Below are 13,736 nucleotides of genomic sequence, written 5' to 3' on the forward strand. Positions count from 1 at the left end.
TTATGAGGTAGTTCAAGCCGCAAGCTTCAGCCGCGGAAACGTTTCAAGTGGATTGTCGACGCACATACGCGAAACGATACTGGCCGGCAGATGCGGCGGCATGGCGTCATCGCCGTCGAACTGCCAGTGCGGATAATCGGACGCAAACAGGAACATCTTGTCGGAGCCGATCTGCTCGATGATGTCGGCGACGCCAGCCGCATCCGGCGGGCCATCGAACGGCTGCATGGTGACGCGAAAATGGTCGCGGATGATCGAGGCTGGCTCGCGCTCGACCCAGGGCACCTCGACGCGCACGCCGCGCCAGGTCTTGTTGGCGCGCCACATGAAGGCGGGCAGCCAGCTGACGCCTGATTCCATCAGCACCACTTTGAGACCGGGGAATTTGCCGAACACGCCCTCATAGACCAGACTCAGTATCTGGGCCTGAAACGCCTGCGCCTCCATCAAATAAAATTCGTAGCGGTAGGACGGCCAGCCGATCGAACTCGGCGCGCCGCGATACTGGCTGCCGGCATGGATGGCGATGGGGAGTTTGTGTTTCTCGGCCGCCTGGTACACCGGCCAGAAGTGCCGCTTGCCGAGCAGCTGATCGCCCTGCGCCAGCACCAGCACGGAGACAAACCGCTGATCGCCGGCAAGCCGCTCGATTTCCTCGACCGCGAGATCCGGCGCCTGCATCGGCACGACGATCGAGGCGCGCAGCCGCTTGTCCTTCGACAGCCACTCGGCCGCGATCCAGTCGTTGATCGCCTTGCAGAAGGCGGCGGCCATATAGGGATCGAACACCGCCTGCGCGCCGTAGAGCACGTTGCAGATGGCGTGGCTGGCGCCGAGCTGGTCGAACGCACCGCGCTGCACCATCGCCAAATCACTGCCCGGTTTGCCCGTGGCGGGGCGCCAGTCGGCGCGGCCGGACAGCGGCATGCTCGGCGGATAGGAATTGAGATCGAGGCCGTCGATGGCGCGGCTGACGACCTGCTCTTTCCAGTGATCATCGAGATAGGGCAGCAGCGTGGTGCGGGTTCCGCCCACCGCGGGATGGATGTCGCAGTCGATCCGCGTGGCCGCCATGGCGTTTCCCTGGGATATCTCGTTATTGGCGACCGTTCCGCCGCGCCGCAAATGTGCCGCCGATGCCCCGGCAGCGCAAGGGTCGAGCGTGGAAACCGACCGGGTGGCAGACATTGGGTGGACGCATAGCGAGCGATATGCGCGGCCTTGCGGCACGGCGGCAAAGCGCAAATACTCGCGTCAAGCGGGGCCGGGAAAGATTCCGGCTGAACCCGCAAGAAACAAGGACCGGGGGAGAAACGTTATGACGCATACGGAGCGAAAGGCCGCCAGCAGCGAGAACAGCATGCAGATCGATCGGCGCAGATTCCTGGGGACGACGGGTCTTGCTGCCTTCGGCGTCACCCTCGGCATTTCCGGCGGCGGCGCCGACTTTTCCGCCGCCTATGCACAAGGCACGGCGCCCGCGGCCGCCGCGCCGAAGGGGCCGCAATATCTGAAATTCCCCGGCAAGAATGAAAAGCTCATCCTGCTCGGCGACAAGCCGCTGGTGGCGGAGACGCCGGAGAGCCTGCTCGACGACGACACCACGCCGATCGAGAAATTCTTCATCCGCAACAACGGGCAGCTGCCGGAAGAGACGAAGAATCCCGATGCCTGGAAAATCACCATCGACGGCGAGGTCAACAACAAGATCGAGATCACGCTCGGCGAGTTGAAATCGAAATACAAGGCGGTGACGCGGCGCATCGTGCTGGAGTGCGGCGGCAACGGTCGCGGGGCATTCTCGCCGCCGGCGCGCGGCAACCAGTGGAGCAATGGCGGGGTCGGCTGTGCCGAATGGACCGGCGTGCCGCTTGCCGATGTGCTCAAGAGCGCGGGGCTGAAGCCAAGCGCAAAATACACCGCGCATTATGCGGCCGACCTGCATCTGTCGGGCGACGCCAGCAAACCGAGCATTTCGCGCGGCGTGCGGATCGAGAAGGCGATGGATCCGAACACGCTGATCGTGTGGGCCATGAACGGCCAGCCGCTGCCGAACATTCATGGCGGGCCGGTGCGCCTGATCGTGCCGGGATGGCCGGGCTCGGCGTCGCAGAAATGGCTGACCAAGATCACTATCCGCGACAAGGAGCATGACGGCCCGGGCATGACGGAATTTTCCTATCGCGTTCCGATCAAGCCGATGATCCCCGGCGACAAGGGCGATCCGGCGAATTTCCGGATCCTGGAATCGATGCCAGCTCGCTCTGTCATCACCAGCCCGGCGAACGGCGCCAAGTTCGCGGCCGGGACGAAGGAGCTGAAACTGCGCGGCGCGTCATGGGCTGGTGATCTCACGGTGAAGCAGATCGACGTCTCGATCGACTTCGGGGCGAGCTGGCAGCGGGCCAAGCTGGAAAAGCCGAAAAACAAGTATGACTGGCAGCGCTGGACCGCGAGCGTGAAGCTGGCTTCCGACGGCTATTTTGAAATCTGGACGCGCGCGACCGATTCAAAGGGAACGATGCAGCCACACCAGGCCGGCTTCTGGAATCCGCAAGGCTATGGCGGCAACGCCATGCACCGGATCGCGGTGCTGGTGGGCTGATGCTGCGACCTTTGGGAATGGCTGTCGCCGCACTGCTGTGGATGACGCCGGCGATCGCCCAGACCGCCTTCACGCCGCGTGACGAAAGCCCGGAGGAATTTGCCGCCGGGAGCGGCCGCGACGAGACCTTCTACGCCTGCACCGCCTGCCATGGCTTCAAGCTCGTGGCCCAGCAAGGTTTGACGCGCGCGCAGTGGGAGGACTCGATCAACCTGATGATCAGGCGGCACAACATGCCGCCGCTCGACGACAAGGATCGCGCCGTGGTGCTCGGCTATCTCGAAGCGGCCTATCCGCCGCGCGCGCCGGCGAGTCGCGGAGGCTGGCAGAACCCGTTTGCCAAGTGAGGTGCTCCTTATTTCCTTCTCCCCTTGTGGGAGAAGGTGGCGCGAAGCGCCGGAGGAGGGGTCTCTATCCCCATCCAAGCCGTACCGTGGTGAAAGAACCCCTCACCCGTCTTCGCTTCGCGAAGCCACCCTCTCCCACAAGGGGAGAGGGGAGAAGCGCGCATTGACAGACAAATCTATCCGCCTCCAATGTCCGCCCAGAACAAGAACAATGGGTGGATCGCGTGGCGGGCGGCGAACAACAAGAAACTTACGAATGCGACGTGCTGGTGGTCGGCTCGGGTTGTGCCGGCCTGTCGGCGGCGGTCACCGCGGGGCATCAGGGGCTCAAGGTCCTGGTCGTCGAGAAGGAGCCGCGCTTTGGGGGCACCACCGCGCGTTCCGGCGGCTGGCTGTGGATTCCCGGCACCTCGCTGGCGCGCAACTGGGGCATCGTCGAAAGCCCCGAGCAGGCGCGGACCTATCTGCGGCATGAGGCCGGAAATTCCTACGATGCCGCCCGCGTCGATGCGTTTCTGACCTCCGGTCCCGAAGCGGTGGATTTTTTCACCACAAAGACCGCGGTGCGTTTCGACATGCCGCTGACCTTTCCGGATTATCACGCAGAAGCGCCCGGCGGCACGCAAGGCGGCCGCTCGATGGTGACGCGGCCGTTCGACGGAAGTGAACTCGGCGAGCACCTCAAGGATATCGGCGCGCCCCTGCCCGAACTCACCGTGTTCGGCATGATGCTGGGCTCCGGCAAGGAGATCGTCCACTTCATGCGCGCGACCAAGTCGCTGACCTCGGCGCTGTTCGTCGCCAAGCGGCTGTCGAAGCATCTGGTCGACGTGATCCGCCACGGCCGCGGCATGAACCTCACCAACGGCAATGCGCTGGCCGGACGCCTCGCCAAATCGGCGTTCGATTTGAAAATTCCGCTATGGCTGGCGTCGCCGGTGCGCGAACTGATCAGCGATAGCGGCGCGGTGCGCGGCGCCATCGTCGAACGCGACGGGCGCAAGATTCGCATTCATGCAAAGCGCGGCGTCATCCTCGCCTGCGGCGGCTTTCCGCACGATGTGGCGAGGCGCAAGGCGATGTTCCCGCATGCGCCGACCGGCAACGAGCATTATTCGCCCGGCCCGATCGGCAACACCGGCGACGGCTTGCGTTTGGCGGAATCCGCCGGCGGACGCGCCGAGGATTCATTGCCCAACGCCGCGGCCTGGGTGCCGGTCTCGATCACCACGCGCAAGGACGGCAGCAAGGGCGTGATGCCGCATTTCATCGACCGCGCCAAACCCGGCGTGATCGCGGTGACGCGCGAAGGCGTGCGCTTTGCCAACGAAGGCAATTCCTACCACGACTTCGTGCAGGACATGATGAAGGTCGCAAAACCCGGCGAGGAGATCGCTGCGTTCCTGTTGTGCGATCACCGCGCCTTGCGCAAATACGGCCTCGGCTGCGTGCCGCCGTTCCCGATGCCGCTCGGCCATCATTTGCGCACCGGCTATCTCAAGCGCGGCGCGACGCTGGCCGAACTCGCTGCGCAAGCGGGCATCGACGCCAAAGGACTGGAGGCGACGGTCGCCGAATTCAACAAGTCCGCCATCGATGGACAGGACCCGGCGTTCGGAAAAGGCTCGCGCGCCTACAACCGCTACCAGGGCGATGCGCTGCACGGCCCCAACCCCTGCATCGCGCCGATCAAGGACGGGCCGTTCTACGCGATCAAGATGGTGATCGGCGATCTCGGCACCTATGCCGGCATCCGGACCGACGCGAACGCCCAGGCGCTCGGCGCCGACGGCCAGCCGATCGCGGGCCTCTACGCTGTCGGCAACGACATGGCGAGCATCATGGGCGGCAACTATCCGGGCGCGGGGATTACGCTCGGGCCGGCGCTGACGTTCGGGTACATCGCGGGACGGCACATCGCGGGCAAAGGTTTGGCTTAGCCCGACTTCCGGGCTCCGCCCGGGTCGACGTCCTCACGGAACGTGCAGTCCATTGTGGAACGAATGCCGATCGGCTCGATTGTGCTTCGATCGAACCGGAGATCTCCTGGTGCGCACGTTCCGCCTGTTCACGGCTCTTGTTCCCGTTCTCCTCCCGGCGACCGTCCTGGCAGCCAACGTGGAGTGGCAGAGGTATGTAATCCCCAGCACCGGAACCAACGTCGAAATTCCGGTGACGATTTTCAGCACGGACGCCGAACTGCCGGATGGTGGAACCGGGCGGCGTTTCTACACCGACGATCGCCGCGCTGATTTGACCATCCAATCGGTTGCAAATCCCGAAAACGACTCGCCCGCGGCGTTTCTGGCGAAGAAGAATCCGCCGCCTGGCATCATCTACAAAAGAGTGACGCCGAACTTCTTCGTGGTGTCCAGCATCCGCAACGACCGGATTTGGTACAACCGCTGTAACCGTTCGGCCGGCTATATGAATTGCGTCCTGATCAATTATCCCGCCGCGGAAAAACGGCAATGGGACCGCGTGGTCACGCGAATAAGCCACACATTGGCCAACTAAGCCCTGCTGGAGCAGGAAAAACCGGCAATCAGGTTCCGTGCGCAGGAACCGTTATTGCTGCACTGCGTTGCTCATGGTCGCCAGCAACCACGAGTGATTTTGTGAACCGCAGAGATTTCCTTGCAGCTTCCGCCCTGCCGCTCGTATCGATCGCGGCGCCAGGACTCCTGACCTCCGCGCACGCGCAGCCGATGCCGTTCGACCGGTCTCTTGTGCGGCAAATGGCCCGTGATCTCGCCGGCAAAGCGTTCAAGGCGCCCGACAACAAGCTGCCGGATAATCTGAAGGATCTGGATTACGATCGTTACCGGGCAATACGGTTCTTGCCGGAACGCGCGCTCTGGCGCGGCGAAAAGCTGCATTTCGAAGCGCAGTTCTTTCATCGGGGATTTTTCTACGCCAACCGGGTCGATATCTTCGAGGTAAAGGACGGCCAGGCAGCGAAGATCGCCTACCAGCCCGACCTTTTTTCATTCGGCAAGCTGGCGCCGCCCGGCGCAGGTGTCGATCTCGGCTTTGCCGGCTTTCGGCTTCATGCGCCGATCAACAAGCCCGACTATTATGACGAGGTTTGTGTCTTCCTCGGCGCGAGCTACTTCCGGGCCGTCGCCAAGGGCCAATTGTATGGGCTGTCGGCCCGCGGGCTTGCGATCAACACCGGCGAAGCCAAGGGCGAAGAGTTTCCGTCATTCAAGGCATTCTGGATCGAGAAGCCGGCAGCCAACGCCAAATCCATTGTGGTGCACGCCCTGCTCGACAGCGAAAGTGCGGCGGCGGCCTATCGCTTCACCATCCGGCCCGGCGATGCCACCGTCTTCGACGTGGAAATGGCGATCTATCCCAGAGTGAATCTGGAGCGCGCCGGCCTGATGCCGATGACGAGCATGTTCTTTTTCGGACCGAACGACCGCAAGGACGTCGACGACTTCAGGCCATCCGTCCATGATTCCGACGGGCTGTTCGTGTCCAACGGCCGCGGCGAGGAGCTTTGGCGGCCGCTGCACAATCCCAGGGATCTTCAGATCAGCGCCTTCGCCGACCTCAACCCGCATGGCTTCGGGTTGATGCAGCGCCAGCGGGATTTTCTCGCCTACCAGGACCTCGAATCCAGTTTCGAGCGGCGGCCAAGTCTGTGGGCGGAGCCGATCGGAGACTGGGGCGAAGGTTCGGTCAAGCTGATCGAAATTCCGACCAAGGAAGAAGTGCACGACAATATTGCGAGCTTTTGGCAACCCAAGGCCGCTTTGCAGGCCAAGGGCGAACACACCTACACCTATCGGCTGAACTGGGGCCCCGACATTCCGAAGCCGTCCCCGCTGGCGCGGTTTTCCCGAACCGGCATCGGCGCAAGAGGCGATAACGCGACGCTGTTCGTGCTGGACCTGATCGGCGACAAGTTGAAGTCCGTCGATCCAAAGGTTCTGCGGGGCGTTGTGACCGCGGAGAAGGCCAAGATCCAGAACATCGTTACCCAGCCGAATCCGGCCTCGGGCGGCTGGCGTTTGAGTTTCGAACTCCTGAAGGAGAAGAACCCCGTCGAGATACGCGCATCGCTCATGCAGGAGAACGAGCCGGTATCGGAGGTTTGGGTATATCGATGGACACCCTAGGGAAGGTCCACGGATCGCTTCAGCGCAGCGATCCCTTCAATCAATTCCTGCCGCGGGAGGCGCCAATGGAAATGGCGCTCCCGCAGCAGCAGCAGCGATTCCAACCGCAAGCCCAAGCCGCGGATTTCACGACGGCATGGCCCAGGCGCGCATGCATCCTTGCCGGCACCGTCATGCTGACCCTGGCCGGCTGCTACGAAATGTACCAGGTGCTCCAGGTCGGAGGCGTGACGATCCTGGAGTGGATGATCCTCGTGTTGTTCGTGCTGTTGTTTGCATGGATTGCGTTTTCCTTCACGTCGGCGATCGCCGGTTTCTTCGTGCTGCTGTTTCGACGCAAGGACGAACTCGGCATCGACGCCAGCGCGGCCCTGCCGGCGATCGAAAGCCGGACCGCGATGTTGCTGCCCACCTACAATGAGGACCCCTATCGCGTTCTGGCCCGGCTGCGCGCCATTTGCGAATCGGTCGAGGAAACCGGATACGCTTGCCAGTTCGACTGGTTCGTTCTGAGTGACACGACCGATCCCGGGATCTGGATCGCCGAGGAAAAGTGTTTTCTTCGACTCCGGCATGAAGCCGGGCCGGCAGCCAGGATTTTCTATCGTCACCGTCCGGAAAACACCGCGCGGAAATCCGGCAATATCGAGGATTGGGTCAGGCGGTTTGGCTCCGACTATGAGTGCATGCTTATTCTGGATGCCGACAGCCTGATGACGGGGGACACCATCGTGCGGCTTGTCGCCGCGATGGAGCAACATCGACACGTCGCGCTGATCCAGACGCTGCCGATCGTGGTCAACGCCAGAACGTTGTTCGCGCGATGGCAGCAGTTTGCCGGGCGGTTGTACGGTCCGCTGATCGCCGCCGGCATTGCCTGGTGGCATGGATCCGAAGGCAACTACTGGGGGCATAACGCCATCATCCGCATCAGCGCCTTTGCGCGCTACGCCGCCCTTCCCGAACTGAGGGGCCGCAAGCCGTTCGGCGGGCACATCCTCAGCCATGATTTCATCGAGGCCGCGTTCATGCGGCGTGGCGGCTGGGCCATCCATATGGCGCCCACGCTCGGCGGCAGTTACGAGGAATGCCCGCCATCGCTGCTGGATTTCGCCGCCCGCGACCGGCGTTGGTGTCAGGGCAATCTGCAACATCTGGCGGTGCTGCCGTCGCGCGGCCTGCACTGGGTCTCGCGGCTCCATCTCCTGACCGGGATCGGATCCTACCTGACGGCGCCGCTCTGGTTCATCTTTCTGGGACTCGGCATCCTGGTCTCGTTGCAGGCGCAGTTTGTCAGGCCGGAATATTTTCCGAAGGGATTTTCGCTGTTTCCGACCTGGCCCGCGCAGGATCCGATCCTGGCGGCCTGGGTATTCGTCGCCACGATGGGCATGCTGATTCTGCCCAAACTGCTCGCCTGGATCGTCATGCTCACCCATCGTGACGAGCGAAGAAAGTTCGGCGGCGGCTTTCGGGCCCTTGCGGGGATTTGCGCCGAGACATTCCTTTCGGGCCTGACGGCGCCGGTGATGATGGTCTTCCAATCGTCCGCGGTCGGAGAGATCCTGCTGGGGCGCGATGCCGGATGGCAGGTTCAACGCCGCGACGACGGCGTGGTGTCGCGTCAGGATACGCTTCGCAAGTATTCGGTTCCGACATTCTTTGGCGTCGCGATGGCGATCAGCGCCTACGCGGTGTCGTTGCCGCTGCTGCTATGGATGATGCCGGTCATTCTCGGCCTCCTGCTTGCCATTCCGCTTGCCACGCTGTCTTCCTCGGCCAGCGCAGGCGCTGCTTCCAGCCTGTTCAAGACACCGGAGGAGACCTCGCCACCGCAGGTCTTGCTGCGGGCCAACGAACTGGCCAGCGCCTCGCACCGGGCGGTTTCCTGCCCGCTTCTCGAACTGCGCCGTGACGCCGACCTGCGCGAGGCGCATCTAGGCAATCTGTCCGGCCCAAGGCCGCGGAATCGCGGCGAGGTCGATCCGCATCTCGCGATCGCGCGCGCCAAGATCGAGGATGCCGAAACCTTCGACGAGGCGGCCACATTCCTCAGCCCACGCGAGACATTTGCCGCCCTGCATTCGCCGGCCGTTCTTGGCGCGCTGATGGATTTGCGACAGACGACCAATGAGCAGCGCAGGGATTGAAGGATACGACTGGTTGCAGTGGGGGATTGATACACCGCAACAGGCGCCGACCCGATTGACCAAACCAGCGCTTCGCTTTCAAATAGCCGCATGGCGGCGCAGACGACGGCAACCGAATCGGCACAACGTCCACGCTTCACCGCAAAAGGCGTGTGGCGTGGCTGCGTTGAAATCACACCGATCGCCGTATTCCTGATCCCGTTCGGCATCGCGTTTGGCGTCGCCGCTTCCGCCAAGAACATCCCGCCCGAAGTCAGCGTCCTGATGAGCATTGCGATCTATGCAGGCGCCTCGCAGTTCGCGCTGCTGGATCTCTGGTATGCGCCGTTGCCGCTGGCGACGCTGGCGCTCACCGTGCTCGCCGTCAACGCCCGGCACATTCTCCTCGGCGCGGCGCTCGCGCCGTGGCTGCTGCAGATTCCGGTCATGCGACGGCTGGGGGCGCTGCTCTGGCTCAGCGACGCCAATTTTGCCTATGCGATGTCCGCGCGCGAGCGGGGAGAAATCGACGCCGGCGTTCTGTTCGGCAGCGGCATCGCGATGTGGCTGATATGGATCGCCAGCACAGCGGTCGGCGCCCTCGCGGGTTCATTTCTCGGCGATCTCACGCGCTTCGGCTTCGATGCGGTCATGGTGACGTATTTCGCGGCCGTCGTCGTCGGCCAATGGAAGGGGGCCAAAGACCTGTATCCGTGGCTCGCGGCGGCGGCGGTCGCCGTGATCGGGACCTATGTTCTGCCGCCGGGCTGGCATATCATCGCGGGCGCGCTGGCCGGCGGGATCGTCGGAACCTGGCGCCATGGTTGATATTGTTGCGGCGGTGGCCGCTGTCCTGCTGCTGACATTGATCACGATGGCGACGCGGGTCGGCGGCGTCTGGATCATGTCTTACGTCGAAATCACGCCGCGCATCGAGGCCTTCCTCAAATACATGGCGGTATCGGTTCTGATTTCGATCGTCGTTCCGACAACACTGGCCGCGGCGCCGCGGATCTGGATGGCCGTCGCGGCGGCCGCGATCGTGGCCGCCGTCACCCGCAGCGCGCTCAGCGCCATGCTGGTGGGCGCGGCCGTGGCCGCGGTGGTGAAGAATTTGGGGATGTGAGGTGGAGTGGAGATCGCGGCGCCAGCCCGCCTACGCCAAGGGGCTTCGGCGCGGCAGCCTTCGCTTGCTTCGCTACGATACGTTCCGGCTTGCCGAGCCGTAGCTCGCGAAGCGAGCGAAGGCTGGTGGGCGCGACAGGGATCGAACCTGTGACCCCTACCATGTCAAGGTAGTGCTCTCCCGCTGAGCTACGCGCCCTAGATTGGGATGACCATCCCGCTCCAGCTTTGATCGTATTGGGTGCGGTCCGTATATCGGCTCCAAAGCGCCCCCGCAAGGACGCTTCTGGGTAATTTCCGGTGTGATTTCGAGGTAAAACTTCTTGTTTTGACGCGTTTTCTTCACGCGAACCGGTACCCACTTCGCTCGAAAACGCTTTTGAATAGTCCGAATCAGGCCGCCAGCATCTTGTTCACTTCGCTGACCAATTCGCGAAGATGGACCGGCTTGGCCAGCACCTTGGCGTTTTTCGGGGCTTCCGAATCGGAATTCAGCGCAACGGCCGCAAAGCCGGTGATGAACATGATCTTGATATCGGGGTCGAGTTCCGAGGCGCGGCGCGCCAGCTCGATGCCGTCCATTTCGGGCATCACGATATCGGTCAGCAGCATCTCGAACGGCTCCTCGCGCAGCCGCTGATAGGCCGACAGGCCGTTATCATGGGGCGAGACCTGAAATCCGGCGTTTTCCAGCGCCTTGACCAGGAAGCGGCGCATGTCGTTGTCGTCTTCGGCGAGGAGGATTTTGTGCATGGCGGTCTGTCGTCGAATCCGGCTTGGAGGGGCAGTCCGCACACTAAGCCCGACAGACGGTAAAGATCGGGTGAAAGGCAGCAGTGTGCAGGTCACGCAGAGCGGCGCTATTTCTGTACCGGAACGCGCCAGAGATCAATCAAGGCAGGCGTTTTCCGCATTTGAGATGTGTTCCAGCACCATTGCGGCTTTTTTCACTTGGCAGAATGATTGTGATTACCGACAATGCATTCTCATAAAATCTCTGGTTTTCCGGCAGAATCGGTTGCTCTATCGCGAGGCTTGATCGACTGTCTTGATCGACTGCCTGGGAAGCACGGATCCAAGGACGGCGCCCGACGATGACCCAGTTTGATGGCGAACTGTCGCCTCCGTTCGAGATCGTGGAGCCGGCCAGCTGGCGGGGGCCGATCATCTTCAATTCCCCGCATTCCGGCTCGGTCTATCCGCTGGAATTCCTCAACGCGTCCCGGATCGATCTGGCAGCATTGCGCCGCTCCGAGGATTCGTTCATGGACGAACTGATCGCCGATTTGAGCGACCGCGGTTTTCCGACGGTGCGGGTCAATTTCCCGCGTTCCTATGTCGACGTGAACCGCGAGCCCTATGAGCTCGATCCGCGCATGTTTACCGGGCGGCTGCCGAGCTTTGCCAATACCCGCTCGATGCGGGTCGCCGGCGGTCTCGGCACCATCCCGCGCGTGGTCGGCGACGGTCAGGAGATTTACCGCGAGCGGCTCAATGTCGATGAGGCGCTGGGCCGGATCGAGGCGCTCTACAAGCCCTACCACCGCGCGTTGCGGCGGCTGATCAACAAGGCGCACCAGGCGTTCGGCACCGTGATCCTGATGGATTGCCACTCGATGCCGTCGATCGGCGTGTCGCGCGACGAGCCGCGGCGGCCGGATATCGTGATCGGCGACCGCTACGGCACCAGCTGCGCCGCGCTGCTGCCCGACGTCGTCGAGGACGTCATGAGCGGGCTCGGCTATTCGATCGGCCGCAACAAGCCCTATGCCGGCGGATTCATCACCGAGCATTACGGCAACCCGGCAAGCGGATTGCACACCGTGCAGCTCGAACTCAACCGCGCGATCTATATGGATGAACGCCGCCGCGAGCGCTCACCGCGCTTTGCGCAGGTGGCCGCCGATTTCGCCGTTCTGGCCGACGCGCTGGCCACCGTACCCCTCGGCGACCTCGGGCCGTTCCAGGCCGCGGCGGAGTAAGCATCTCTCTCGTCATTCCGGGATGCGCCTCCTGGCGCAGACCCGGAATCCATTCGTCGACGTAACTTGCCGCCCGATAGATTCCGGGCTCGCGCTGCGCGCGCCCCGTAATGACGAGAAAGAGAAACCGGCTCCAAAAGAAAAAAGGGCCGCTTGAATGAACAAGCGGCCCAAGTCTAGGGAGGAAACGCCCAAGGAGGGCAGCGATAGGGCGAGGCCCTACCGCACCGCAACAATATGCGGCCGCGCTGCACAAAACGCAAGTCCTTTCGAAACTTTGCCAGCGTAATCCCGGCGAGGCTGGCCGTTATGCAACAGGTCAGTTAAATACAATTTTTCCTTTAGTATTCAAAGGCTTGTCAGGAGGATTCCGTGGGAACCCGGTGTTACGGAGCGGCCACAATTCACAAATCTCGATGTTGTGAATAGCCGTGTCACCAAAAATGCATGCCTAAACGAAGCCGATTCGAAACCCCAAGGGGGACCCTGAGTCGGATGAAGAGGGGCCCTTAGTCGGATGAGATGGGAATAACATTCCGTTAATCGTGCGCCCATCGCAGGATTGAGCTAGGCAAGAACGGGAACGCTTGAACATCCCTCCGCCCTTTCAAGGAACTGCCGTGACGGTCATCGATTTCACAGCCTTTATCGGCCGCCTTGCGACCGCCTCCGGCGAAACCATTCTGCCATTCTTTCGGACCTCGCTTTCGATCGACAACAAGAGCGCCAAGGATTTCGATCCCGTCACCGAGGCCGACCGCGCCGCCGAGGCTGTCATGCGCCGGCTGATCAAGGGCAACTTTCCCCAGCACGGCATCGTCGGCGAGGAATTCGGCAACGAGCAGGAAAACGCCGAATATGTCTGGGTGCTCGATCCGATCGACGGCACCAAATCCTTCATCGCGGGATTCCCGATCTGGGGCACGCTGATCGCGCTGATGCACCGGGGCACACCGGTGTTCGGGATGATGCACCAGCCTTATATCGGCGAGCGTTTTTCCGGCGACAGCGGCTCGGCGCATTATTCCGGCCCTTCCGGCGAGCGGAAGCTTTCCGTGCGGCGCTGCGCCTCGCTGAAGGATGCGACCTCCTACACCACCAGCCCGCTGCTGATGAACGCCGCCGACCGGGCCGCCTTCGGCCGCGTCGAAGAGGCGGTGAAGCTGACGCGCTATGGCGGCGATTGCTATTCCTATTGCATGCTGGCGGCCGGTCATCTCGACCTCGTGGTCGAGACCGAGCTGAAACCCTATGACATCGCCGCCTTGATCCCGATCATCACCGGCGCCGGCGGCATCGTCACCACCTGGGACGGCAAGCCCGCCCAAAGCGGCGGCCGCATCATCGCCGCCGGCGACGCCCGCGTGCACGAAGCGGCGATGAAACTACTCAACAGCTAGCGCATTCTTTTTAAAGACGAT

The 13,736-nt window shown here is 62.7% G+C and carries 12 protein-coding genes and 1 tRNA gene; 10 read left to right on the forward strand and 3 right to left on the reverse strand.

Annotation, left to right across the window (positions count from 1 at the left end):
* Nucleotides 1-12: 12 nt before the first annotated feature.
* The gene (locus JQ558_RS05805; protein WP_212211429.1) at nucleotides 13-1,074 is read right to left on the reverse strand and encodes an amidohydrolase family protein; all 1,062 of its coding nucleotides are present in this window, start codon (nucleotides 1,072-1,074) and stop codon (nucleotides 13-15) included.
* 244 nt (nucleotides 1,075-1,318) lie between these two features.
* Here JQ558_RS05805 and JQ558_RS05810 point away from each other — a divergent pair, with 244 nt between their 5' ends.
* The 8 genes from JQ558_RS05810 (at nucleotide 1,319) to JQ558_RS05845 (ending at nucleotide 10,334) form a co-directional block, all read left to right on the forward strand.
* Nucleotides 1,319-2,605, forward strand: a complete 1,287-nt coding sequence (locus JQ558_RS05810; RefSeq protein WP_212293063.1) for a sulfite oxidase — start codon at nucleotides 1,319-1,321, stop codon at nucleotides 2,603-2,605.
* Nucleotides 2,606-2,622: 17 nt separating this feature from the next.
* A complete protein-coding gene (locus JQ558_RS05815) occupies nucleotides 2,623-2,952 on the forward strand; it encodes a hypothetical protein (RefSeq protein WP_249142345.1) in 330 nt (109 codons plus the stop codon).
* Between the two features lie 224 nt (nucleotides 2,953-3,176).
* Nucleotides 3,177-4,892 carry an FAD-dependent oxidoreductase gene (locus tag JQ558_RS05820; RefSeq protein WP_212293112.1) on the forward strand — a complete coding sequence of 572 codons (1,716 nt, stop codon included), beginning with the start codon at nucleotides 3,177-3,179 and terminating at the stop codon, nucleotides 4,890-4,892.
* 232 nt (nucleotides 4,893-5,124) lie between these two features.
* Entirely contained in the window at nucleotides 5,125-5,469 is a 345-nt protein-coding gene (locus JQ558_RS05825; protein WP_312014960.1) for a hypothetical protein, read from the forward strand.
* 101 nt (nucleotides 5,470-5,570) lie between these two features.
* Entirely contained in the window at nucleotides 5,571-7,079 is a 1,509-nt protein-coding gene (locus JQ558_RS05830; RefSeq protein ID WP_312014916.1) for a glucan biosynthesis protein G, read from the forward strand.
* Nucleotides 7,067-9,229, forward strand: coding sequence for a glucans biosynthesis glucosyltransferase MdoH (gene mdoH, locus JQ558_RS05835; RefSeq protein WP_212293065.1), 2,163 nt, complete (start codon nucleotides 7,067-7,069; stop codon nucleotides 9,227-9,229). Before JQ558_RS05830 ends, mdoH begins: the two co-directional genes overlap by 13 nt.
* 90 nt (nucleotides 9,230-9,319) lie before the next feature.
* Nucleotides 9,320-10,036 (forward strand): AzlC family ABC transporter permease, encoded by a 717-nt coding sequence (locus tag JQ558_RS05840; RefSeq protein ID WP_212293066.1) that lies wholly within the window; start codon nucleotides 9,320-9,322, stop codon nucleotides 10,034-10,036.
* Nucleotides 10,029-10,334 (forward strand): AzlD family protein, encoded by a 306-nt coding sequence (locus JQ558_RS05845; RefSeq protein WP_212293067.1) that lies wholly within the window; start codon nucleotides 10,029-10,031, stop codon nucleotides 10,332-10,334. Before JQ558_RS05840 ends, JQ558_RS05845 begins: the two co-directional genes overlap by 8 nt.
* Before the next feature lie 123 nt (nucleotides 10,335-10,457).
* Here the strand turns inward: JQ558_RS05845 and JQ558_RS05850 are convergent.
* A tRNA-Val gene (locus tag JQ558_RS05850) sits at nucleotides 10,458-10,532 on the reverse strand.
* 194 nt (nucleotides 10,533-10,726) lie between these two features.
* The gene (cpdR, locus tag JQ558_RS05855; RefSeq protein WP_074823489.1) at nucleotides 10,727-11,086 is read right to left on the reverse strand and encodes a cell cycle two-component system response regulator CpdR; all 360 of its coding nucleotides are present in this window, start codon (nucleotides 11,084-11,086) and stop codon (nucleotides 10,727-10,729) included.
* Between the two features lie 341 nt (nucleotides 11,087-11,427).
* Here cpdR and JQ558_RS05860 point away from each other — a divergent pair, with 341 nt between their 5' ends.
* Nucleotides 11,428-12,315, forward strand: coding sequence for an N-formylglutamate amidohydrolase (locus JQ558_RS05860; RefSeq protein WP_212293068.1), 888 nt, complete (start codon nucleotides 11,428-11,430; stop codon nucleotides 12,313-12,315).
* A gap of 620 nt (nucleotides 12,316-12,935) precedes the next feature.
* Nucleotides 12,936-13,715, forward strand: a complete 780-nt coding sequence (gene hisN, locus JQ558_RS05865; protein ID WP_212211452.1) for a histidinol-phosphatase — start codon at nucleotides 12,936-12,938, stop codon at nucleotides 13,713-13,715.
* Nucleotides 13,716-13,736 lie beyond the last annotated feature (21 nt).

The organism is Bradyrhizobium sp. AUGA SZCCT0160 (assembly GCF_018130105.1).
Lineage (GTDB): Bacteria > Pseudomonadota > Alphaproteobacteria > Rhizobiales > Xanthobacteraceae > Bradyrhizobium.